24 protein-coding genes are annotated in these 20,648 nt (G+C 62.6%); 14 read left to right on the forward strand and 10 right to left on the reverse strand.

Features of this window, described 5'->3' with window-relative positions; genetic code table 11:
- Positions 1–89: 89 nt before the first annotated feature.
- The 6 genes from hemA (at position 90) to ACFY68_RS16110 (ending at position 5,438) form a co-directional block, all read left to right on the forward strand.
- Positions 90–1,367, forward strand: a complete 1,278-nt coding sequence (gene hemA / locus ACFY68_RS16085; RefSeq protein ID WP_012316263.1) for a glutamyl-tRNA reductase — start codon at positions 90–92, stop codon at positions 1,365–1,367.
- Positions 1,364–2,446, forward strand: a complete 1,083-nt coding sequence (gene prfA, locus ACFY68_RS16090) for a peptide chain release factor 1 (protein WP_346614892.1) — start codon at positions 1,364–1,366, stop codon at positions 2,444–2,446. Before hemA ends, prfA begins: the two co-directional genes overlap by 4 nt.
- Positions 2,446–3,276 (forward strand): peptide chain release factor N(5)-glutamine methyltransferase, encoded by an 831-nt coding sequence (gene prmC / locus ACFY68_RS16095; RefSeq protein WP_387529073.1) that lies wholly within the window; start codon positions 2,446–2,448, stop codon positions 3,274–3,276. Before prfA ends, prmC begins: the two co-directional genes overlap by 1 nt.
- Complete coding sequence (locus ACFY68_RS16100) at positions 3,270–4,025, forward strand: molybdopterin-synthase adenylyltransferase MoeB (protein WP_387529076.1); 756 nt, start codon at positions 3,270–3,272, stop codon at positions 4,023–4,025. The genes prmC and ACFY68_RS16100 overlap by 7 nt, the downstream gene beginning before the upstream one ends.
- Entirely contained in the window at positions 4,018–4,815 is a 798-nt protein-coding gene (gene murI / locus ACFY68_RS16105; protein ID WP_387529079.1) for a glutamate racemase, read from the forward strand. Before ACFY68_RS16100 ends, murI begins: the two co-directional genes overlap by 8 nt.
- Positions 4,816–4,919: 104 nt before the next feature.
- Positions 4,920–5,438: an acyloxyacyl hydrolase gene (locus ACFY68_RS16110; protein ID WP_387529082.1), complete on the forward strand. Its 519-nt coding sequence runs from the start codon at positions 4,920–4,922 to the stop codon at positions 5,436–5,438.
- A 63-nt stretch (positions 5,439–5,501) separates the two neighbouring features.
- Here ACFY68_RS16110 and ACFY68_RS16115 read toward each other — a convergent pair whose 3' ends face one another.
- The 5 genes from ACFY68_RS16115 to ACFY68_RS16135 form a co-directional block, all read right to left on the reverse strand.
- The gene (locus ACFY68_RS16115) at positions 5,502–6,200 is read right to left on the reverse strand and encodes an SDR family oxidoreductase (RefSeq protein ID WP_387529085.1); all 699 of its coding nucleotides are present in this window, start codon (positions 6,198–6,200) and stop codon (positions 5,502–5,504) included.
- The gene (gene phrB / locus ACFY68_RS16120; protein ID WP_387529088.1) at positions 6,197–7,639 is read right to left on the reverse strand and encodes a deoxyribodipyrimidine photo-lyase; all 1,443 of its coding nucleotides are present in this window, start codon (positions 7,637–7,639) and stop codon (positions 6,197–6,199) included. The genes ACFY68_RS16115 and phrB overlap by 4 nt, the downstream gene beginning before the upstream one ends.
- Entirely contained in the window at positions 7,630–8,529 is a 900-nt protein-coding gene (locus ACFY68_RS16125) for a MerR family transcriptional regulator (protein WP_387529091.1), read from the reverse strand. Before ACFY68_RS16125 ends, phrB begins: the two co-directional genes overlap by 10 nt.
- Entirely contained in the window at positions 8,519–9,487 is a 969-nt protein-coding gene (locus tag ACFY68_RS16130) for a YbgA family protein (protein ID WP_387529094.1), read from the reverse strand. The genes ACFY68_RS16125 and ACFY68_RS16130 overlap by 11 nt, the downstream gene beginning before the upstream one ends.
- A 107-nt stretch (positions 9,488–9,594) precedes the next feature.
- On the reverse strand, positions 9,595–10,581 hold the full coding sequence (locus ACFY68_RS16135) for an NAD(P)/FAD-dependent oxidoreductase (RefSeq protein ID WP_346614901.1): 987 nt from the start codon (positions 10,579–10,581) through the stop codon (positions 9,595–9,597).
- Positions 10,582–10,769: 188 nt separating this feature from the next.
- Between ACFY68_RS16135 and ACFY68_RS16140 the strand changes: the two genes are divergently transcribed.
- Positions 10,770–11,675: a TIGR01777 family oxidoreductase gene (locus tag ACFY68_RS16140; protein WP_387529097.1), complete on the forward strand. Its 906-nt coding sequence runs from the start codon at positions 10,770–10,772 to the stop codon at positions 11,673–11,675.
- A 13-nt stretch (positions 11,676–11,688) separates the two neighbouring features.
- The gene (gene hemH / locus ACFY68_RS16145; RefSeq protein ID WP_387529100.1) at positions 11,689–12,702 is read left to right on the forward strand and encodes a ferrochelatase; all 1,014 of its coding nucleotides are present in this window, start codon (positions 11,689–11,691) and stop codon (positions 12,700–12,702) included.
- A 50-nt stretch (positions 12,703–12,752) separates the two neighbouring features.
- Here the strand turns inward: hemH and ACFY68_RS16150 are convergent, their stop codons facing one another.
- On the reverse strand, positions 12,753–14,027 hold the full coding sequence (locus tag ACFY68_RS16150) for a uracil-xanthine permease family protein (RefSeq protein ID WP_346614904.1): 1,275 nt from the start codon (positions 14,025–14,027) through the stop codon (positions 12,753–12,755).
- A gap of 2 nt (positions 14,028–14,029) precedes the next feature.
- The gene (gene upp / locus ACFY68_RS16155) at positions 14,030–14,668 is read right to left on the reverse strand and encodes a uracil phosphoribosyltransferase (protein WP_346614905.1); all 639 of its coding nucleotides are present in this window, start codon (positions 14,666–14,668) and stop codon (positions 14,030–14,032) included.
- Between the two features lie 159 nt (positions 14,669–14,827).
- On the opposite strand from upp, the gene ACFY68_RS16160 reads away from it, so the two are divergent.
- The 4 genes from ACFY68_RS16160 (at position 14,828) to ACFY68_RS16175 (ending at position 16,744) form a co-directional block, all read left to right on the forward strand.
- Positions 14,828–15,385 carry a hypoxanthine-guanine phosphoribosyltransferase gene (locus ACFY68_RS16160; protein ID WP_387529104.1) on the forward strand — a complete coding sequence of 186 codons (558 nt, stop codon included), beginning with the start codon at positions 14,828–14,830 and terminating at the stop codon, positions 15,383–15,385.
- Between the two features lie 2 nt (positions 15,386–15,387).
- Positions 15,388–15,861: a WbuC family cupin fold metalloprotein gene (locus tag ACFY68_RS16165; protein ID WP_387529107.1), complete on the forward strand. Its 474-nt coding sequence runs from the start codon at positions 15,388–15,390 to the stop codon at positions 15,859–15,861.
- 53 nt (positions 15,862–15,914) lie between these two features.
- Entirely contained in the window at positions 15,915–16,385 is a 471-nt protein-coding gene (locus ACFY68_RS16170; RefSeq protein ID WP_346614907.1) for a hypothetical protein, read from the forward strand.
- A 68-nt stretch (positions 16,386–16,453) separates the two neighbouring features.
- The gene (locus tag ACFY68_RS16175) at positions 16,454–16,744 is read left to right on the forward strand and encodes a PA4642 family protein (RefSeq protein WP_346614908.1); all 291 of its coding nucleotides are present in this window, start codon (positions 16,454–16,456) and stop codon (positions 16,742–16,744) included.
- Between the two features lie 67 nt (positions 16,745–16,811).
- Here ACFY68_RS16175 and mqo read toward each other — a convergent pair whose 3' ends face one another.
- On the reverse strand, positions 16,812–18,317 hold the full coding sequence (mqo, locus tag ACFY68_RS16180) for a malate dehydrogenase (quinone) (RefSeq protein ID WP_387529111.1): 1,506 nt from the start codon (positions 18,315–18,317) through the stop codon (positions 16,812–16,814).
- Positions 18,318–18,919: 602 nt separating this feature from the next.
- Positions 18,920–19,153 carry a hypothetical protein gene (locus ACFY68_RS16185; RefSeq protein WP_387529114.1) on the reverse strand — a complete coding sequence of 78 codons (234 nt, stop codon included), beginning with the start codon at positions 19,151–19,153 and terminating at the stop codon, positions 18,920–18,922.
- Between the two features lie 205 nt (positions 19,154–19,358).
- Between ACFY68_RS16185 and ACFY68_RS16190 the strand changes: the two genes are divergently transcribed.
- The gene (locus ACFY68_RS16190) at positions 19,359–19,943 is read left to right on the forward strand and encodes a YajG family lipoprotein (RefSeq protein WP_346614911.1); all 585 of its coding nucleotides are present in this window, start codon (positions 19,359–19,361) and stop codon (positions 19,941–19,943) included.
- Positions 19,944–20,012: 69 nt separating this feature from the next.
- Here the strand turns inward: ACFY68_RS16190 and ACFY68_RS16195 are convergent, their stop codons facing one another.
- Positions 20,013–20,219, reverse strand: a complete 207-nt coding sequence (locus ACFY68_RS16195) for a hypothetical protein (protein ID WP_346614912.1) — start codon at positions 20,217–20,219, stop codon at positions 20,013–20,015.
- A gap of 160 nt (positions 20,220–20,379) precedes the next feature.
- On the opposite strand from ACFY68_RS16195, the gene ACFY68_RS16200 reads away from it, so the two are divergent.
- Positions 20,380–20,640 (forward strand): hypothetical protein, encoded by a 261-nt coding sequence (locus ACFY68_RS16200; RefSeq protein WP_346614913.1) that lies wholly within the window; start codon positions 20,380–20,382, stop codon positions 20,638–20,640.
- Positions 20,641–20,648 lie beyond the last annotated feature (8 nt).

The following is a 20,648-nucleotide window of genomic DNA, read 5'->3' on the forward strand; positions in this document are numbered from 1 at the left end:
GGTATATAGGGACAATAGCGAACGGTGGTTGTTCTAAAACCTGCGAAAGAGGACAATTATCGGCTTCCCGTCACAACCAGCGACCTTGCATGGCCTTTCTTGCACTTGGTATCAACCATAAGACTGCCTCGGTAGACGTACGCGAGCGCGTGGCGTTTACCCCAGAGCAGCTGGTGGACGCCCTGCAGCAGCTCTGCCGACTGACCGCCAGCCGCGAAGCGGCGATCCTGTCGACCTGCAACCGTAGCGAGCTCTATATAGAGCAGGACCAACTGTCCGCCGAGGCGGTTCTGCAGTGGCTGGCCGACTATCACCGCCTGAGCCTGGATGAACTGCGCGCCAGTGCCTACATCCACGAAGAGCACGACGCCGTCCGGCACATGATGCGGGTGGCCTCGGGCCTCGACTCGCTGGTGCTGGGCGAGCCGCAGATCCTCGGCCAGATGAAGTCGGCCTATGCCGTGGCGCGTGAAGCCGGCACCGTCGGCCCGTTGCTCGGGCGGCTGTTCCAGGCCACCTTCAGTGCGGCCAAGCAGGTGCGCACCGACACCGCGATTGGCGAGAACCCGGTGTCGGTGGCGTTCGCCGCGGTGAGCCTGGCGCGGCAGATCTTCAGCGACCTTGGCCGCAGCCAGGCGCTGCTGATCGGTGCTGGCGAAACCATTACCCTGGTTGCTCGCCACCTGCATGAGCAAGGCGTGCGCCGTATCGTCGTGGCCAACCGCACGCTGGAGCGCGCCAGCCTGTTGGCCGAGCAGTTCGGTGCGCATGCGGTGTTGCTGGCCGACATCCCCCAGGAGCTGGCCCACAGCGACATCGTCATCAGCTCCACGGCCAGCCAATTGCCGATCCTAGGCAAGGGCGCCGTGGAAAGCGCGCTGAAGCAGCGCCGGCACAAGCCGATTTTCATGGTCGATATCGCCGTGCCGCGGGATATCGAGCCGGAGGTGGGTGAACTCGACGACGTTTATCTGTACACCGTCGACGACCTGCACGAAGTGGTCGCGGAAAACCTCAAGAGCCGTCAGGGCGCGGCTCAGGCAGCCGAGGAGCTGGTTTCGGTGGGCGCCGAGGACTTCATGGTGCGCCTGCGCGAACTGGCCGCGGTGGATGTGCTGCGCGCCTATCGCCAGCAAAGCGAGCGCCTGCGCGACGAAGAACTGCAAAAGGCCCAGCGTCTGCTGGCCAACGGCGGCAACCCCGAAGATGTGCTGGCCCAGTTGGCCCGGGGGCTGACCAACAAACTCCTGCACGCGCCCAGCGTGCAGTTGAAAAAGCTCTCGGCCGAGGGCCGCCTCGATGCGCTGGCCATGGCCCAGGAACTCTTTGCCCTCAACGAGGGCTCGACGGACAAATCCTTGCAATGAAAGCGTCGCTGCTGAACAAACTGGACACGCTCCAGGACCGCTTCGAGGAACTCACCGCGTTGCTCGGTGATGCCGAAGTCATTTCCGACCAGACCCGCTTCCGCGCCTATTCCCGCGAGTACGCCGAAGTGGAGCCGGTGATCGCCGCCTATAAAGAGTGGCGCAAGGTGCAGGATGACCTCGAAGGCGCGCAGGCGCTGCTCAAGGACTCCGACCCCGACATGCGCGAGATGGCTGTCGAAGAGGTGCGCGAAGCCAAGGAGCAGCTGGTCGGCCTGGAGTCGCAGCTGCAACGCATGCTGTTGCCCAAAGACCCCAACGACGGGCGCAACGTGTTCCTGGAAATTCGCGCAGGCACCGGCGGCGATGAAGCGGCGATCTTCTCGGGCGACCTGTTCCGCATGTATTCGCGTTACGCCGAACGGCGTGGCTGGCGCCTGGAGATTCTGTCCGAGAACGAAGGCGAGCACGGCGGCTACAAAGAGATCATCGCCCGCGTCGAAGGCGATAGTGTGTACGGCAAACTCAAGTTCGAGTCTGGCGCGCACCGTGTGCAGCGGGTGCCGGAGACCGAGTCGCAGGGCCGTATCCACACTTCGGCGTGCACCGTGGCGGTACTTCCTGAACCCGACGAGCAAGTGGCGATCGAAATCAACCCTGCCGACCTGCGCGTGGACACCTACCGCTCCTCGGGTGCCGGCGGCCAGCACGTCAACAAGACTGACTCGGCGATCCGCATCACCCACTTGCCCACCGGCATCGTGGTGGAGTGCCAGGAAGAGCGTTCGCAGCACAAGAACCGCGCCCGCGCCATGTCCTGGCTGTCGGCCAAGCTCAACGACATGCAGACCAGCGCCGCGCAGAACGCCATCGCCAGTGAGCGTAAGCTGTTGGTGGGCTCCGGTGACCGTTCCGAGCGCATTCGCACCTACAACTACCCACAGGGGCGAGTGACCGATCACCGGATCAACCTGACCCTTTATTCGCTCGACGATATCCTCGCCGGTGGCGTAGACGCGGTGATCGAACCTTTGCTGGCCGAATACCAGGCCGATCAACTGGCCGCCCTGGGGGACTGATGACCATCATTGCCAGCCTGCTGCGCAACGCGCAGTTGCCGGATTCGCCCACCGAACGCCTGGACGCCGAACTGCTGCTGGCCGCAGCCATTGGCAAGTCACGCAGCTACCTGCACACCTGGCCCGAGCGCATCGTCAGCAGCGAGGATGCCGAGGCCTACGCCGGCTACCTTCAGCGCCGTCGTGCCGGCGAGCCGGTTGCCTACATTCTTGGGCAGCAGGGTTTTTGGAAGATCGACCTGGAAGTGGCGCCACACACGTTGATCCCGCGCCCGGACACCGAACTGTTGGTCGAGACAGCCCTTGAGTTGCAGCCTGCCTCACCCGCCAAGGTGCTCGACCTGGGCACGGGCACGGGCGCCATCGCCCTGGCCCTGGCCAGCGATTGCCCGGCCTGGCAGGTAACGGCGGTAGACCGGGTGGAAGAGGCCGTGGCCCTGGCCGAGCGCAACCGCCAGCGCCTGGGCCTGGGTAACGTCAAGGTGCTGACCAGCCATTGGTTCAGTAGCCTGGCCGGTGAGCGTTTCGACCTGATCGTCAGCAACCCGCCGTATATCGCCGCACAAGACCCGCACCTGGTCGAAGGTGATGTGCGCTTCGAACCGAGCAGTGCGCTGGTGGCCGGTGCCGATGGCCTGGATGACCTGCGGCTGATCGTCAGCGAGGCGCCGCAGTACCTGCTGCCGGGTGGCTGGCTGCTGCTCGAGCATGGCTATGATCAGGCTGATGCAGTGCGCGCACTGCTGGCGCTACAAGGTTTTACCGAGGTCGCCAGCCGCAAGGACCTTGGCGGCCATGAACGTATTTCCCTGGGGCGCCTGCCATGCTGACCGATCAGGAACTGTTGCGTTACAGCCGGCAGATCCTGCTGGCTCAGGTGGATATCGACGGCCAGTTGCGGCTCAAGCACAGCAAGGCGCTGATCGTCGGCCTGGGTGGCCTGGGCTCGCCGGTGGCGCTGTACCTGGCTGCTGCCGGCGTGGGTGAGCTGCACCTGGCCGACTTCGACACCGTCGACCTGACCAACCTGCAACGCCAGGTCATCCATGACAGCAGTAGCGTTGGCATGAGCAAGGTGGACTCGGCGCTGCAGCGGCTTGAGGCAATCAACCCTGACGTCACCCTGGTCGCCCATCGCCAGGCGCTGGATGAGGACTCCCTGGCCGCCGCTGTTGCCGCCGTTGACCTGGTGCTGGACTGCTCGGACAACTTCGGCACGCGCGAGGCGGTTAACGCCGCCTGTTTCGCGCATGGCAAGCCACTGGTCAGCGGCGCAGCGATACGCCTGGAAGGGCAGCTGTCGGTGTTCGACCCTCGGCGTGACACCAGCCCTTGCTACCACTGCCTGTACGGCCATGGCAGCGAAGCCGAACTGACCTGTAGCGAAGCCGGCGTGATTGGCCCGCTGGTGGGGCTGGTCGGCAGCCTGCAGGCGTTGGAGGCCTTGAAGCTACTGGCAGGTTTTGGCGAGCCACTGGTGGGCCGCCTGCTGCTGATCGATGCCCTCGGCACGCGCTTGCGTGAGCTGCGGGTCAAGCGTGACCCTGCCTGCGCCGTGTGTGGCAAGCGCGATGGCTGAGCGCTCGGCGCCGGTCGGCGTGATGGACTCGGGGGTCGGCGGTTTGTCGGTGCTCGCCGAGATCCAGCGCTTGCTGCCCAACGAGTCGCTGCTCTATGTTGCCGATTGCGGCCATGTGCCGTATGGCGAAAAAAGCCCGGACTACATCCGCCAGCGTTGCCGGCGCATAGCCGAGTTCTTCCAGGCGCAAGGCGCCAAGGCGATGGTCCTGGCGTGCAACACGGCGACGGTGGCGGCGGTTGCCGACCTGCGCGAGTTGTACCCCGACTGGCCGCTGGTGGGCATGGAGCCCGCAGTAAAACCGGCTGCTGCCGCCACCCGCGCCGGCGTAGTCGGCGTGCTGGCGACCACCGGCACCTTGCAGAGCGCCAAGTTTGCCGCCTTGCTCGACCGCTTCGCCAACGATGTGCGCGTGGTGACCCAGCCTTGCCCAGGGCTGGTCGAGCTGATCGAGACCGGTGACCTGGGTAGCCCGCAACTTCGCCAGTTGCTGATCGCTTACGTGCAACCCTTGCTGGCTGCAGGTTGCGACACGCTGATCCTGGGCTGCACCCATTACCCCTTCCTGCGCCCGTTGCTAGCCGAGATGGTGCCCAGCGACGTGGCGATCATCGATACCGGCGCTGCGGTAGCCCGGCAGCTGCAGCGCTTGCTGGCCGCCCGCGACCTGCTTGCCGATGGGCCAGCGCGCGCCGCTGCGTTCTGGACCAGTGCCGATCCGCTATCGCTGAAAAACATCCTTCCTGTGCTGTGGAATAAGTCGGACGCCGTGCAACGCTTTCAGTTGTAAAAAAAATGTGAAAACAGCTGAACTAACGTCCCATCTCTGATTTCTATTTTTTTGCCTGACATAGGCGAACACTTACAACAGCATTGGAAAGAAGGATGTTTCTCATGAGCAAACTGCTCGGCTTAGCGGCGGCTGCCGCTCTTGTTTTGGGGCAAGTCGCGGCGGTGCAGGCTGCCGATGTGTCGTTATCCGTAGGGCAGACGGGTGATTCGACCATGGTCTATCGCTTGGGGCTGCAGTCGAACTGGGATGCGAGCTGGTGGCAAAGCAGTGTCGGTCGCTTGACCGGTTATTGGGACGGCGCCTACACCTATTGGGACGGTGACGAGACGGCCAGCAACCACAGCCTGTCGTTTGCACCGGTCTTCGTTTACGAGTTTGCCGGGGAATCGGTAAAGCCGTACATCGAGGCAGGCATCGGGGTCGCTGCGTTTTCACGCACCAAGCTTGAGAGCAATGACCTGGGGTCTTCTTTCCAGTTCGAGGACCGAATCGGTTTTGGCCTGCGCTTTGCCGGTGGGCATGAGATCGGTGTGCGGGCCATTCACTATTCCAATGCAGGGATCAAGCAGCCCAACGATGGGGTTGAAAGTTACAGCCTGCATTACCGCATGGCGCTTTGATCCTTCCGTAGCCGCCTCTTCGCGGGTTAGCCCGCGAAGAGGCGGCTACTGCCGATACAGGATTCAGCGTGGCAACGGCCACAAACTGCTGACATCGAGCACTTCCAGCACCAGCTCCGGCTCGCGCAGCGGCAAGCGCTGCAGCAACTCCTCAGCGGCACTCTCAGGCGTCCAGGCTTCCGGCACAGCTTGCACCGATGTCACCGGTGTCTTGAGCGACTGCGGCGCCACCACGGTCAGGTCGATACCCTTGTCCTTCAACGCCTGGCGCTCTTCGCGTAGCCACTGCGGCATGTTGTTCCAGCCCGCTGTCACTTGCGTCGGCGCATACAACTGCAGCGCCGAATAGCGGTTGAATATCGCCATCACCTGCGGTGCGTCGCCCTTGGCCAGCAACGGCTGGACCTTGGCCAGGCAATGCTCGCCAGCCAGCTGGTTGCTGCTGACGATTGCCTCGAACAGCTCGCTGTGCGGCACATTGTCGGCCAAGTACTCACTGGTACCTGCGTTGATGATCAGGGTGTCCAGTGAGCCCCAGGCATGACAAAGCTGCTGGCATGCGCTTGCGGCCTGGTCCTCTTCATGCAGCTGCGAAGGCAGGCGCAATAGCTTGCTGCCATGACGCGCCGCCAATGCACCGAGTTCATCGCCTTCCTTGGCACTTGCGGCAACACGGTGCCCTTGTTCGAGCAACCGCGTAACCAGGGCCAAACCCAGCCCATTGGAGGCCCCTGTAACCCAGAAAATACGCGAGTGATTCAATTTGCTGCCCTCTGATCCGACCGGCGTGGCAGGCCTTTGAAGGCTTCGAGCGCACGCTGACGGCTACTGCTGAGATCGACTATAGGACTGTGATACGAATTATTAACCAAAAGGTCCGTAACCTTCATGGGCTGATGAATGTTTTTTTCATCTTCCCCGCTTAATTCGGGTAACCAGTGGCGGATGAACGCCCCCTGGGGGTCGAAGCGTTGCGACTGTGAAACCGGGTTGAAAATACGGAAATAGGGCACTGCGTCGGTGCCCGTGGAAGCGCTCCACTGCCAGCCGCCGTTGTTCGCGGCCAGATCACCGTCTATCAGGTGGCGCATGAAATGCCGTTCGCCCTTGCGCCAATCGATCAGCAGGTTCTTGCTGAGGAACATCGCAACGATCATGCGCAGGCGGTTATGCATCCAACCTGTGTGCAGCAGTTGGCGCATCGCCGCGTCGATGATCGGGAAGCCGGTGCGCCCCTGTTCCCAGGCCTCGAGGTCTGCAGGCGCATCGCGCCAGGGCAGGGCTTCGGTCTGGGGGCGGAATGCGCGGTGGCGCGACACCTGTGGATAACCCGTCAGTATGTGTTTGTAGAATTCACGCCAGAGCAATTCGTTGATCCAGGTCTGGATGCCGCTGCTGCCACTGTCGAACTCGCCGCGGTTGCTGGCCAGGGCCGCGTGCAGGCATTGGCGCGGCGAAATCACCCCTGCGGCCAGGTAAGCCGACAGTTGGCTGGTGCCGGGTTTGGCCGGGAGGTCGCGCAGATGCTGGTAATCGTCGACTGTCTCGTCGAGAAAGCGTGAGAGCCGGGCCTGCGCCTCTTCTTCGCCGGCAGGCCAGTGCTGGCTGAGGGTGCGCGGTGGTTTGTCGAAGCCTTCGATGTGCTGGGGGATCGGGTCGCTGGCAATCTCCAGCGGCGCCTGGCGTTTTACCCGAGAGGCTTGCGATGGCAGGCTGCGGTGTAAATGTTCCAGGCAGACCTTCTTGAACTGGCTGAAGACCTGAAAGTAGTCGCCGCTGCGAGTCAGGATTGTGCCGGGGCGGAACAGCAACTGGTCGAGGTAGCTGTGGGCCTGAATGCCGGAAGCTTCAAGCAACGTGCGGGTGGCCTGGTCACGGTTGTTCTCGTTGATGCCATATTCATCGTTCCAGTGCACCGCTTCGATGGCGTGCTGGCGGCATACCTTGAGCACCGCGGGCGCGGCCTCGTCCCAGGTGTCGATCGTGCGGATCAGCAGCGGAACATTCAGTTTTTCCAGCGACTGGCGCAGGTCGCGCAGGTTGCGCAGCCAGAAGTCGACCTTGCACGCGGCATCATCGTGGGCCTGCCACTGGCCTGGGCTGGCCAGCCATAAGGCCACGGTCGGGCCGCGCTCGCAGGCCGCGCTCAGGGCGCTGTTGTCGTCAATGCGCAGGTCGCTGCGCAGCCAGATCAGTTGCATGGGGCAATCATCTCTACAGGCGGGCGGTCATTGCCTTGCAGCGCACGCAATGCCGCCTGGGGGGTATCGAACAGGGCAAGGTCGGGCAGGCCGAAGGCTTGCAGTTGAGCTTGATGAAGGGAGACCGTGGCGCCGCCCACCAGTTTTAGCCCGGGCACGCCTTGCAGCGTGCGCAGCAACGCCCGGCTATCGATGCGCGGGCCCAGGTGCAACAGCAGTGCGCGAGGTTGCAGGGCGGTGACGGCTCGTTGCAGTTCCACGCCGCTGACCGGTTGTTCTAGTACTTCGACGGGGATGCCGTTGTTGCTCAGCAGCCAGGCGCATAGCCACAGGCTGGGGTCGAAGGCGTGCTCACTGTCTTGTGCAAGCAGCACGGGCGGCCCTTGCAGCGATTGATTGTCGTGGTACACCCGCGCCCCCAGCTTGCTGCGCAGCCAGGTATGGAAGAACACCTGTTCCAGCCGGGCGTTGAAATAGTTACGCCAGCGTTGTGCCAGGCTGTCCATCAACGGCAGCAACAGCTGCTCGCAAAGCGTGATGGCCGGGTACAGCGCCATGGCCTGGTTGAGTTGCTGGTCGAGGGCGCGTTGAGAAAGGTTGGCGATGGCCTCGATCAACTGTTGCTGACGGGTTTGCCAGTCACCGCGCGGGGCAACGCCGGCTGGCTTGTCCAGCAACTCGCGCACCTGGCCAACTGATGCACCACGCTCCAGCCAGGCGAGGATGGCCTCGACCCGCTCGACTTGATCGCTGCCATACAGGCGGTGACCCTTGGCAGTACGTTGCGGCTTGAGCAGGCCGTAGCGTCGCTCCCATGCACGCAGGGTCACCGGGTTCACACCCGTGCGCCGCGCCAGTTCACCGATGGGCAGGGGCGTGTCAGACGGCATTGCGCAGCCCCAGGCTGTCGGGGTGCGGCTGAAGGTAGGCCTGCTGCTGCAGGTACGGGTCAGGGTATTTGCGCAGGTAGTGTTTGAGCAGGGTCAGCGGCACAACCAGCGGCACTACACCTTGCTGGTACTGGTCGATCAGGTGCTGCAGCTCGGCCTTGTCCTGATCCGTCAGTGCGCTTTTGAAATAGCCGCTGAGGTGCTGCAGTACGTTGCCATGGGTGCCACGGCTAGCGCAGCGGCGCAGGGCCTGCATCAGCTGGCTGAAATAGCGCGGGCCGATCTCCTGCGGGTCGTCCTCTCGGCGCATGGTGCCCAGCAGGCGGCCGAGCTGGCGATAGGCATGGGGGTTGTTGGCCATTAGCAAGTATTTGTAGCGCGAATGGAAGCGCACCAGTGCGCCGCGGCTCAAGCCTTCGGCAAGTAGGTGCTGCCAGTCTGCATAGGCGTAGACGCGGCTGATGAAGTTCTCGCGCAGTACCGGATCGTGCAGACGGCCTTCTTCTTCGACCGGCAGGTCGGGGCGACGTGCGCAGAAGGCTGCTGCGTAGGCACCTGTGCCGCCTTGAAGGGCGGGGTAGCCGTTTTCCTGATACACCTTGACCCGCTCCAGCCCGCAGGAGGGCGACTTCTGCATGAAGATGTAGCCACAGATGTCATCGAGTTCCATGGCCATTCGTTCGCCGTACAGGGCGAGTGGGCCGGTCACGTCCATGTCGGGGTCACGGGTGCCGACCACCGAAGGGTTTTGTGGGTCGCCTACCAGGCGGATAGGATCGCGCGGTATACCCAGGCCGATGGCCACTTCGGGGCAGACTGGCGACCAGTCGAAATGCGCTTCGAGCTGCGTACGGCACAAGTCGGATGCTTTGTGCCCACCGTTGTAGCGCACACTGTGGCCAGTCAGGCAGGCGCTGATGGCGATGCGAGGCTTGCTGTGGGCGGATGGGTCGTGCATGGCTGCCTCCGAAATACTTGTACATGAACGCATGCGTGTACAAGGTTATTCCAGCACAGCCACAAACTTATGCAAACTAGTATTTTTGTATAGCTTTGCAGCGCGCGTTAATCGAGATGCTCCAGCAGCCTTCGGGCTGCCTCCTGGCCGCTGAGCCAGGCGCCTTCAACTCGGCCGGACAAGCACCAGTCGCCGCACGCATACAAGCCTTGGTCAGCATCGGCCAGGGCGCCCCATTCGTGATTGCCGGCGGGCCGTGCATACAGCCAGCGGTGGGCCAGGGCGAACGAGGGTGCCGGAATCACGCAGCCGACCAGCTCGGCGAATTCGCCCCACAGCTGTTCGATCACTTCTTCCTTGGCCAGGTCGATATGCTGCTTGCTCCACTCGGATGTAGCGTGCAGTACCCAGGTGTCGAGGTGCTCGTCCCGGCCAGGCTTGCTGCGGTTGCGCGCCAGCCAGTCGAGCGGGTTGTCCTGTACGAAGCAGCCTTGCATCGGCGTGTCCAGCGCGGTGGCGAACCCCAGGGCGACAGCCCAGGTGGGTTCCATCACCACGCCGGCCGCCACGGCGGCGAGTTTCGGGGTGGCAGCGAGCAGCGGCGTGGCCTGCGGGGCAGGTACTGCGATCACCACGCGGCTGAACGGCCCATGGCTGCAGCCTTCGGTGTCTTGCAAGTGCCAGTACTGCTTGCCACGAAACACTTCGGCAATGCGGCAGCCGAAGTTCACCGTGACGTCCTTGAGCAGGCCTCGGGTAATGGCGCTCATGCGCGGTACGCCCACCCAGCGGGTTTGCTCGTCAGGGGAGGGGGTGAGTTCGCCATTGCGGTAGTTGTACAGCTGCGGCTTCCATTGTGCGGCCCAGCCAGCGGCGACCCACTGCTGCACCTGTTCGACAAAACGCCGGTCGCGGGCAGTGAAGTACTGGGCGCCAAGGTCGAGCGCACCGGCATCGCTGCGTTTGCTGGCCATGCGCCCGCCACTGCCGTGGCCCTTGTCGAACAGATGAACGGATTGCCCGGCCTTTTGCAGGGCCTGAGCGGCGGAAAGTCCGGCGATACCGGCACCGATGATGGCAATAGGTACTGTCATGATGGCCTCTTCGAACCTTGCTATACGCAGACTACGCTGTCAGGCAAACCTGTACAATGCACAAAGTTTGTATAAGGTTATTCCGCTTCAGAAAGCCGGTTGGCCTATGATTCATCCGAGAGCGTTTGGTTAAAAAAGTGCCTTGTTGTTAAAAATAGACCATCGCCGGACTCTGCGAGGACACAGCCATGCATATATTGCTGACGGGCGGTACTGGTTTGATCGGCCAGCATCTTTGCCAGTACTGGTCAGGCCAGGGCCATCGCCTGACCGTATGGAGCCGACGCCCCGAGCAGGTTGCGCGCCTGTGCGGCAGCGGCGTGCGCGGTATCGCCAAGCTGGAGGATCTGTCGCCCGATGAGCCAGTGGACGCAGTCATCAACCTGGCCGGTGCGCCCATCGCTGACCGGCACTGGACTGCTGCCCGACGCAACCTGCTGTGGGCCAGCCGCATCACCCTGACCGAACAGCTGCTGGCCTGGCTGGCCAGTCGCGAACAGCGCCCTGAGGTGTTGGTTTCGGGGTCTGCCGTGGGCTGGTATGGCGACGGCGGTGAGCGCGAGCTGACGGAGGCGTCGCCGCCGGTACGCGAGGACTTCGCCAGCCAGCTGTGCATCGCCTGGGAAGAAACCGCGCTGCGTGCACAGGCGCTGGGTGTGCGCGTGGTACTGGTGCGCACCGGCTTGGTACTGGCCAGTGATGGCGGCTTTTTGTCGCGCCTGCGCCTGCCCTTCAAGCTTGGGCTGGGTGGCCCGCTGGGCAATGGTCGGCAGTGGATGCCCTGGGTTCATATAGACGACCAGGTCGCCCTGATTGATTTTCTCATGCAGCAAAAGGATGCCAGCGGTCCTTATAATGCCTGCGCGCCAGAGCCTGTGCGCAACCGCGAGTTCGCCCGGCGCCTGGGCCGGGCGATGCATCGGCCCGCGCTGTTACCCATGCCAGGCCTTTTGCTCAAGGCCGGCCTGGGCGAGCTGTCGACCCTGTTGCTTGGCGGCCAGCGGGCTCGCCCGGTGCGCTTGCTGGCAGCGGGTTTCACCTTCCGGTTCAACGATCTGCAATCGGCCCTGGACAACCTGTCCAGGCGCCTCTGACATAGGACGCTGCATGACCGATCACGCCCTGCTGCTGGTCAACCTGGGTTCACCAGCCTCCACCTCGGTGGCCGATGTGCGCCGCTACCTCAACCAGTTCCTGATGGACCCGTACGTGATCGACCTGCCTTGGCCGGTGCGACGCTTGCTGGTGTCGCTGATCCTGATCAAGCGCCCCGAGCAGTCGGCGCATGCCTACGCCTCGATCTGGTGGGACGAAGGTTCGCCGCTGGTGGTGCTGACGCGGCGCCTGCAGGCCGCGATGGTCGAGCACTGGCCCCACGGCCCGGTCGAGGTTGCCATGCGTTATGGCCAGCCGGCACTACCGGACGTGCTTGCGCGCCTGGCAGCCCAAGGTGTGCGTAAGGTGACGCTGGCGCCACTTTATCCACAGTTCGCCGACAGCACGGTGACCACGGTGGTGACGCTGGCCAACCAGACCGTTGCCGAGCGCGGCTTGCCGCTGGAGCTGCGCGTGCTGCAACCGTTCTACGATCACCCGGAATACATTGATGCCCTGGTGGCCAGTGCCCGGCCGTATTTGCAGCAGGACTATGACCATCTGTTGCTGAGCTTCCATGGTTTGCCGGAGCGGCACTTGAAGAAGCTCGACCCAACCGGCACCCATGATTTCCAGGCGGCAGATTGCTGCAAGGACGCCAGCGCCGAGATGCGTGCGGTGTGTTACCGCGGGCAATGCCTGGCCACGGCCAAGGCGTTTGCGGCGAAGATGGGCATCCCGGACGGCAAGTGGTCGGTGTCGTTCCAGTCGCGGTTGGGGCGGGCCAAGTGGATCGAGCCCTACACCGAGACGCGCCTGGATGAGCTGGGCAAGGCGGGCGTGAAGAAGCTGCTGGTGATGTGCCCGGCATTCGTCGCCGATTGCATCGAGACACTGGAGGAGATCGGCGATCGCGGCAAGGAGCAGTTCATCGAGGCGGGGGGCGAGGAGTTGGTGCTGGTGCCGTGCCTGAATGATCACCCGGAGTGGGTGAGGGTGCTGGCAGGGATGTGCGAGAAGGTCTGAATCAAGAAGGGGCTGCAATGCAGCCCCTTTGTTTCAACGCTTGGCACGCCTCAAGGCAGCTGATCATCCAGCTTCTTGTGCTTCCAGCCATCATTGCCCGGCAGAATCAGGTTCAGGGCAATCGCCACGATGGCGCACAGGGCAATGCCCTTCAGGCCCCAGTCGTCCGGGCCGTCACCGCTGCCGATCAGCACACCGCCAATACCGAACACCAGGGTCACCGACACGATCACCAGGTTGCGTGCTTCGCTCAGGTCGATCTTGTGGCGAATCATGGTGTTCATGCCCACCGCCGCGATCGAGCCGAACAGCAGGCAGAGGATGCCGCCCATCACCGGTACCGGGATGCTCTGCAGCAGCGCGCCGAACTTGCCGATGAAGGCCAGGGTGATGGCAAAGACCGCCGCCCAGGTCATGATTTTCGGGTTGTAGTTCTTGGTCAGCATCACCGCGCCGGTCACTTCGGCGTAGGTGGTGTTGGGCGGGCCGCCGAACAGGCCAGCCGCAGTGGTGGCCAGGCCGTCACCCAGTAGGGTGCGGTGCAGGCCAGGCTTTTTCAGGTAGTCGCGGCCGGTCACGCTGCCTACCGCAATCACGCCGCCGATGTGCTCGATCGCCGGTGCCAGGGCAACCGGGACGATGAACAGGATGGCCTGCCAGTTGAATGCTGGGGCTGTGAAGTTGGGGATCTCCAGCCATGGTGCGGCGGCGATCTTGGCGGTATCGACCACGCCAAAGGCGAACGACAGGGCAAAGCCTACCAGCACACCCGAGATGATCGGCACCAGGCGGAAGATGCCCTTGCCGAAGACCGCGACGATCAGCGTGGTCAACAACGCCGGCATCGAAATCAGCATGGCGGTCTTGTAAGGCATCAGCGCGGCGCCGTCACCGCCTTTGCCCATGGCCATGTTGGCAGCGATCGGTGCCATGGCCAGGCCGATGGAAATGATCACCGGGCCAATCACCACAGGTGGCAGCATGCGGTCGATGAAACCGGTGCCCTTGATTTTCACCATCAGGCCCATGAAGGTGTACACGAAGCCTGCGGCCATTACCCCGCCCATGGTCTCGGCCAGGCCGAACTGGCCCTTGGCGAGAATGATCGGGGTGATGAAAGCGAAGCTGGACGCCAGGAATACCGGGACCTGACGGCCGGTGACCAGCTGGAACAGCAAGGTGCCGATGCCGGCGGTGAACAACGCGACGTTCGGATCGAGGCCGGTGATCAGCGGCATCAGCACCAGCGCGCCAAATGCCACGAAGAGCATCTGTGCGCCCGAAACGACCTGGCGCCAGAGCGGGTCGTTGAAGCCGTCCTGCATGGTCAGGCGTCCTTCTGCTTGGTGCCGAAGATCTTGTCGCCGGCATCACCAAGGCCTGGAACGATGTAGCCGTGTTCGTTGAGGCGTTGGTCGATCGAGGCGGTGTAGATCTGTACGTCCGGGTGGGCTTGTTCCACCGCGTCGATACCTTCGGGGGCTGCAACCAGTACCATCGCGCGGATTTCCTTGCAGCCGGCCTTTTTCAGCAGGTCGATGGTCGCGACCATCGAGGCGCCGGTGGCCAGCATCGGGTCGATGATCAGCGCCAGGCGCTGGTTGATGTCCGGCGCGAGCTTTTCCAGGTAGGTGTGGGCTTCGAGGGTTTCCTCGTTGCGGGCGACGCCCACAGCACTGACCTTGGCGCCCGGGATCAGGCTGAGCACGCCATCGAGCATGCCGATGCCAGCGCGCAGGATAGGTACCACGGTGATCTTCTTGCCGGCGATTTTTTCAACTTGTACCTTGCCACACCAGCCATCGATCTCGTAGGTTTCGAGTGGCAGGTCCTGGGTAGCTTCGTAGGTCAGTAGCGCGCCGACTTCCTGGGCGAGTTCGCGAAAATTCTTGGTGCTGATGTCAGCACGGCGCATCAGGCCGAGCTTGTGGCGGATCAGCGGGTGGCGGATCTCACGAGTGGGCATAGGGGGGCTCCGAAAGGCGGGCAAAAAAACCGCGCTAGATTAATCTATTCAGCCTTTGCTGTCGTGTAGTCCTTTTGCACGTTAGTCCATAAATGCTTGATCTGTGACGAGCGGATGGGTACCTTTGCCCGCTTTTCCAAAATCCCCCCGGAGAGCGCCATGTCCGCTGATCTCGAGCACATCCGTCAAGTCATGCGCGAGGCAGACTGCCTGTACAACGAAGCCGAAGTGGAAGTGGCCATTGCCAAAGTCGGCGAACAGATCTGCAAAGACCTGCACGACAAGAACCCGGTGGTGTTCTGTGTGATGAACGGCGGCCTGATCTTCGCCGGCAAACTGCTGACCCACCTGCAGTTCCCGCTGGAAGCCTCGTATCTGCACGCCACGCGCTACCGCAACCAGACCAGCGGTGGTGAGCTGTTCTGGAAGGCCAAGCCGGAAGTGTCGTTCATCGACCGTGACGTGCTGATCGTCGACGACATCCTCGACGAGGGCCACACCCTCAGCGCCATCATCGAGTTCTGCAAGCATGCCGGTGCGCGCTCGGTGCACACCGCCGTGCTGATCGACAAGGACCACGACCGCAAGGCCAGCCCTGATCTGAAGGCCAGCTATGTCGGCCTGCCTTGCGTGGATCGCTATATCTTCGGTTACGGCATGGACTATAAAGGTTACTGGCGCAACGCGAACGGCATCTTCGCCGTAAAAGGACTGTGATCATGAGCCAGCCTGCATTCATCGACCAATCGCTGTTCGCTGGGCTGGCACAAAAGGCCGCAGGCTCCGCGCGTGGTCGTCATCACCACAATTTCCACGCCATGGAAGACCCTTGCCACCGCCTGGCAGTTGGCTTGCAGCCCTCCACCTACATTGCCCCGCACAGGCACCTGAGCGATGACAAGGCCGAGACCTTGCTGGCGCTCAAGGGCCGCCTGGGCCTGTTGATGTTCGATGAGCAGGGCGTCGTGACCGACAAGCGCGTGCTCGAGGCCGGGGGGGATTGCCTTGGCGTGGACCTGCCCCCGGGCATTTTCCATTCCCTGGTGGTGCTGGAAGCAGACAGTATTCTGTTCGAGTGCAAGGCTGGGCCCTACCGGCAGTTGGTCGAGGGCGAGCATGCCCACTGGGCGCCGCGTGAGGGTGCAGAGGGCATGGCCGAGTATCACGCCTGGATGCTCGCGCAGTTCGATTGATAGCCGCCGTTACTGCGCATGCTAGAGTGCTCCCTCATGCCAAGGAGCCTCACATGCGTGCGATTCTTCCCCTGCTGCTGGCGGTCAGCCTGCCCCTCGCTGCGGCACCGCTGCACAGCCAGTTTCTCCCGCCCGATGACCAGTCTCTGCGCCAGGAAGCGCCGACCGGCCAGCAACTGCTGCAGGTAACCGACTATTCGGTGGTGGTGGGCGCCCAGCGCCAGTCTGACCAGCAACCGATCCCGATCACGGCCTCCCTGCAGATTCGCCTCAAAGGCAAGCCGCTGAGCAAAGGCGCGACCATCGCCCAGGTGCTGCTGAACTTCGATGGCGAAGCCAACAAGAGCCTGAAAAAACCGGTGTATGACGAGAAGTCCCGTACGCTGAGCTTGAACTACCCGGGCAGCGACTACCGTGTGGTCATGGACCTGCTGCGCAACGAGACCGTCTATGTGCAGTTTCTGACCTACGCCAACGGCCATGTCTGGGCCGACTTGCACACGGGGACCGTACGTACGCGTTGAGGCCCGTTGCCTGTGGGGGGTACACTGCCGGCCTTCGAAATCCCGTGATGGTCCAGTTGGAGCCGGCAATGCGTAAAGACAAGAAGCAGGTGATTGGTGACGAAATCAGCGACGACTACATCAAGTCGTTCCTCCAGTTCGAACCGGCCGATGGCGTGACCTCGCCGTCGCTGCACAAGCTGGTCAAGGCTTACCGTGGCCTGCGCGTAGACGACTTCGAGCGTTTTGTCGGCTTCTTCGTCGAGGCGGGCTACGACCTCGATGGCAAGGACGAGCATGGCAAGACCTTCGTCGAGCAGATCGCTGACCAGCGCACGGCGCCCGAGTACATCGAGATCATCGACAACGCTCGCGGCTGATGCTCTGCAGGTAGAATCTGCAGGCACAAAAAAACGCCCCGAGGGGCGTTTTTCCGTTTCAGCCGGTTCAGGCGTAATGCTTGGCCGGGCTGTCTTCCACCAGGTCCAGCGCTGCATCGTTGTCGGCGCTGATCTTGTGGTACAGGGCCGCATCGGTGGCCAGGGTCTTCTCGCGAGCCGGGAAGATTTCCTTGAGCTTGGCAGCCCAGGCACCTTTGGCCTGCTCGGGGAAGCAGCGTTCGATCAGCTCGAGCATGATCGAGACAGTCACCGACGCACCTGGGGAGGCGCCGAGCAGCGCCGCCAGGCTGCCGTCCTGGGCCGAGACCAGCTCGGTACCGAACTGCAGGATGCCGCCTTTTTTCGGGTCTTTCTTGATGATCTGCACGCGCTGGCCTGCAACTTCCAGGCGCCAGTCTTCGGCCTTGGCCTGCGGGTAGAAGCGGCGCAGCGATTCGAGGCGCTGTTCCATCGACTGCATCACTTCGCTGACCAGGTACTTGGTCAGGTCCATGTTGTCGCGGGCCACGGCCAGCATCGGGCCGATGTTGCCCATGCGCACCGACAGCGGCAAGTCCATCAGCGAACCATGCTTGAGGAACTTGGTGGTGAAGCCGGCGTACGGGCCGAACAGCAGCGAAGTCTTGCCGTCCACCACACGAGTATCCAGGTGCGGCACCGACATCGGCGGTGCACCGACCGCGGCCTGGCTGTAGACCTTGGCCTGGTGCTGTTTGACGATTTCCGGGTTGTCGCAACGCAGCCACTGGCCGCTGACCGGGAAACCGCCGAAGCCTTTGCTTTCCGGGATGCCGGAAAGTTGCAGCAGCGGCAGGGCCGCGCCACCGGCGCCGAGGAACACGAAGCGGGCATCGACTTCACGGCTACCGCCGCTGTTGACGTCCTTGATGCTGACGGTCCAGCCAGTGCCGTTGCGGCGCAGGCCAACGACCTTCTTGCTGTACTTGACCTGTGCGTCCGGCGAATCACCCAGCAGCTTGAGCAGCTTGTTGGTCAAGGCCCCGAAATTGACATCGGTGCCTTTCGTCACGCGGGTGGCGGCGATGTGCTGGTCGGCCGGGCGGCCGGGCATCATCAGCGGCATCCAGTCATTCATCACGGCCTTGTCTTCGGTGTATTCCATCTCGGCGAAGGCGTGGTGCTGCTTGAGCAGCTCGAAACGCTTCTTGAGGAAAGCCACACCCTTGTCACCTTCGACATAACTCAGGTGCGGGACAGGGTTGATGAAGGCACGGGCCGAGCCGAAATTGCCTTTCTTGCTCAGGTAAGCCCAGAACTGGCGCGAGACCTCGAACTGGGTGTTGATGTGCACGGCCTTCTTGATGTCGATGCTGCCATCGGCGGCCTGCGGCGTGTAGTTCAGCTCGCACAGGCCAGCGTGGCCGGTGCCTGCGTTGTTCCAGGGGTTGGAGCTTTCCGCGGCCCCGGAGTCCATCGCCTCGACGACCTCAAGCTTCAGGGTCGGGTCGAGCTCCTTGAGCAGTACGGCCAGGGTGGCACTCATGATGCCCGCGCCTACCAGTACTACATCAACCGATTCGTTCTGCGCCATTTAACGCGTCTCCACAATCTACAGCTACCTAATTGACAGCACAGGACCCCAGGGTGCCAGGATCGCCATGTCCGACTCTTCGCAGTTCTTGCAACTTCCGCGGACACCGCCAATCAGTCTTCGGGTTCAGCTATTGAACGCCGTTTGCCACAGGTGCGGCAATTCGACTTATGGTCAAGGTGTCATGCGTGCGTTATGGAGCGACCTCAGATGCCCATGTGAAATGAGCGCTTCAGCCGCCTGTTCAGGGCTGTAAGGGACACATCAGCTGCTTTTGCACATGCCAGACTGTTCATTTGCTCGCCACACTCTCGTGAAGTTGTGAAAAACCGTTTTTTCACGCTCTTTTGGAGACGTGAACCTCAAAAGGGGACTGCGCGATGGCAACCCACAGGTTCATGCAGTGCGAAGGGCCGGAAAAGCAGGCACGACAGCCGATGCAAGACCTGAGTGGAAGGCTCTCTGTGGGCGAAGCGGTGAAGGTGCCGGGGTCAAACGGCGAGTGCGGGGCCCGATCAGGAGACGTCCTTATAATCGGGGGGAGATTATAGCGATGTCGCGGGCAGAAAGGTCGTTATTCGTGCTTTTTATTGCAGCGTTTGTCAGGCTGGCAGGGTGCGTCGCTGCCAATGGCGGCTTGCGTCAGCGCAAACCCGGGCGCTGGCGGGCAGTGGGCGGCCCAGCCAGGTGAGCTGTATTTCCTCGACCTGAACCCAGTTGCTGCCGCTTGGCCGCTGGCGGCATTGCTTGAAAGCCAGGCAGTTGCCGTCGCTGTCGAGGCGGGCATAGGTGTTGTGGCGCGGGCGTTGGAAGAGCAGGGTCCAGAGCGAGGCCATGATCGTCAGTCCTGTGCGTTTTGGGCTTGCCGTAAGCTTAACGGTGCGGCCATGAAACGATTGTGACAACAGCGGCCAAGCTACAAGCTGCAAGCGGCAAGATAAAAGCCGGCCCAGCGCGATCCGCTTTTACTTGTCGCTTGCCGCTAGTAGCTTGCCGCTAGGTATACTGTGGGCCTTTGCCGCATTTTCTGGAGAAACGCGCATGTTGCAACGTCTGTTGTTCGGTGTGCTGGCCGTGGCCAGCCTCAGCCTGGTCGGTTGTGCCCACAGCCCGCAACAACTCAGCCCGCAACCCAAGCTCAACGCCCAGCTCGCTGCGGTTGGCCATGGCCAGCCGGTGGTGGTGAAGGTCGTCGACGGTCGGGCTTCGCAGTCCCTCGGTACGCGCGGTGGCATGTACCCCGAGACCAGCACCATCAGCGTCAATGGCAATGACGTCGTGCCCAAGCTGCAGGCCCAGGCCGAGGCCGCCGTGCGCCTGCTGGGCTTCACGCCTACGCCCAATGCCTACAACGCGCCACAGTTGACCGTGACCCTGGCAGAGCTCAAGTACCAGTCGCCGAAAGACAACATGTACGTGACCGAAGCCACCATCGGCGCGACCTTTCGTGCCGATGTGTCGAACGCCAACCGCCGTTACAGTGGCCGCTACGGCGCCTCCCTGGACCAACGCTTCGGCATGGCGCCGAACCAGGAAACCAACACCAAACTGGTGGGTGACGTACTCAGCGATGCGTTGACCCGCCTGTTCAAGGACCCGACCATCGGGCAAGTGCTGGGCGAATAAGCCTTTCGCCGGGTTGAAAGAACCCGCTGCCTGTTACCAGGTAGCGGGTTTTTTATGGCCTGTACGGTCTTACGCTGCTTCGATATGGAAATCCAGCAGGCTGACGCCGGTCAGCATGTCCACCTCTGGCAGGTGCTCATGCACATGCCCCCCCAGCGCGCAGTAAACCAGCCACTGTCGGTCCTGGACGTTGATGGCAAAACCATCGATCAGCGCCTGCTGCTCATCGCTCTGGGCAACGAAATAGAGGCGGTCCTGGTTTTCGGCGTGCAGCATGAACTCGCTCCGGATCGGGAAAAGGCCGACAGGGTGGCCTGTCATGATGACGAGCATGTGACAGATGAAATTAAGTGACACTTTGTCGCCAAACCCGGGCGCCAAGGTTGCGCTTCGGTAGAATGCCGGCCTTCGCCGTCGTTCAAACCGAGGTTGTGTAATGTCCTTGCAAGTGTTCTGGGGGTTTCTGGCCGCCCACCCGACCAAGCTGATCAACCTGCTGGCGCTGCTGATGACCTGCCCTGGCGGGCTGCTGCTCCAGAATGCACGGCGCCGCGAGGCCATTAGCCGGGAGAGCCTGGCGATGGATGAAGGGGTGGTGGATGCGTTCGACCAGCGCGTGCCGCGCTACTACTACATCCTCGGTTTTTCCTGCCTGGCCATGGCCTTGCTGCTGTCCTGGTTCAGTACCTGGGTCTGATTCTTCAG

It is taken from the genome of Pseudomonas sp. NPDC012596 (assembly GCF_042902325.1).
Taxonomy (GTDB): domain Bacteria; phylum Pseudomonadota; class Gammaproteobacteria; order Pseudomonadales; family Pseudomonadaceae; genus Aquipseudomonas.

Coding starts and splice junctions, on each gene's coding strand:
- hemA (WP_012316263.1), top strand. CDS start 90: ATGGCCTTTCTTGCACTTGGTATCAACCATAAGACTGCCTCGGTAGAC.
- prfA (WP_346614892.1), top strand. CDS start 1,364: ATGAAAGCGTCGCTGCTGAACAAACTGGACACGCTCCAGGACCGCTTC.
- prmC (WP_387529073.1), top strand. CDS start 2,446: ATGACCATCATTGCCAGCCTGCTGCGCAACGCGCAGTTGCCGGATTCG.
- ACFY68_RS16100 (WP_387529076.1), top strand. CDS start 3,270: ATGCTGACCGATCAGGAACTGTTGCGTTACAGCCGGCAGATCCTGCTG.
- murI (WP_387529079.1), top strand. CDS start 4,018: ATGGCTGAGCGCTCGGCGCCGGTCGGCGTGATGGACTCGGGGGTCGGC.
- ACFY68_RS16110 (WP_387529082.1), top strand. CDS start 4,920: ATGAGCAAACTGCTCGGCTTAGCGGCGGCTGCCGCTCTTGTTTTGGGG.
- phrB (WP_387529088.1), bottom strand. CDS start 7,639: ATGCAACTGATCTGGCTGCGCAGCGACCTGCGCATTGACGACAACAGC.
- ACFY68_RS16125 (WP_387529091.1), bottom strand. CDS start 8,529: ATGCCGTCTGACACGCCCCTGCCCATCGGTGAACTGGCGCGGCGCACG.
- ACFY68_RS16130 (WP_387529094.1), bottom strand. CDS start 9,487: ATGCACGACCCATCCGCCCACAGCAAGCCTCGCATCGCCATCAGCGCC.
- ACFY68_RS16135 (WP_346614901.1), bottom strand. CDS start 10,581: ATGACAGTACCTATTGCCATCATCGGTGCCGGTATCGCCGGACTTTCC.
- ACFY68_RS16140 (WP_387529097.1), top strand. CDS start 10,770: ATGCATATATTGCTGACGGGCGGTACTGGTTTGATCGGCCAGCATCTT.
- hemH (WP_387529100.1), top strand. CDS start 11,689: ATGACCGATCACGCCCTGCTGCTGGTCAACCTGGGTTCACCAGCCTCC.
- ACFY68_RS16150 (WP_346614904.1), bottom strand. CDS start 14,027: ATGCAGGACGGCTTCAACGACCCGCTCTGGCGCCAGGTCGTTTCGGGC.
- upp (WP_346614905.1), bottom strand. CDS start 14,668: ATGCCCACTCGTGAGATCCGCCACCCGCTGATCCGCCACAAGCTCGGC.
- ACFY68_RS16160 (WP_387529104.1), top strand. CDS start 14,828: ATGTCCGCTGATCTCGAGCACATCCGTCAAGTCATGCGCGAGGCAGAC.
- ACFY68_RS16165 (WP_387529107.1), top strand. CDS start 15,388: ATGAGCCAGCCTGCATTCATCGACCAATCGCTGTTCGCTGGGCTGGCA.
- ACFY68_RS16170 (WP_346614907.1), top strand. CDS start 15,915: ATGCGTGCGATTCTTCCCCTGCTGCTGGCGGTCAGCCTGCCCCTCGCT.
- ACFY68_RS16175 (WP_346614908.1), top strand. CDS start 16,454: ATGCGTAAAGACAAGAAGCAGGTGATTGGTGACGAAATCAGCGACGAC.
- mqo (WP_387529111.1), bottom strand. CDS start 18,317: ATGGCGCAGAACGAATCGGTTGATGTAGTACTGGTAGGCGCGGGCATC.
- ACFY68_RS16185 (WP_387529114.1), bottom strand. CDS start 19,153: ATGGCCTCGCTCTGGACCCTGCTCTTCCAACGCCCGCGCCACAACACC.
- ACFY68_RS16190 (WP_346614911.1), top strand. CDS start 19,359: ATGTTGCAACGTCTGTTGTTCGGTGTGCTGGCCGTGGCCAGCCTCAGC.
- ACFY68_RS16195 (WP_346614912.1), bottom strand. CDS start 20,219: ATGCTGCACGCCGAAAACCAGGACCGCCTCTATTTCGTTGCCCAGAGC.
- ACFY68_RS16200 (WP_346614913.1), top strand. CDS start 20,380: ATGTCCTTGCAAGTGTTCTGGGGGTTTCTGGCCGCCCACCCGACCAAG.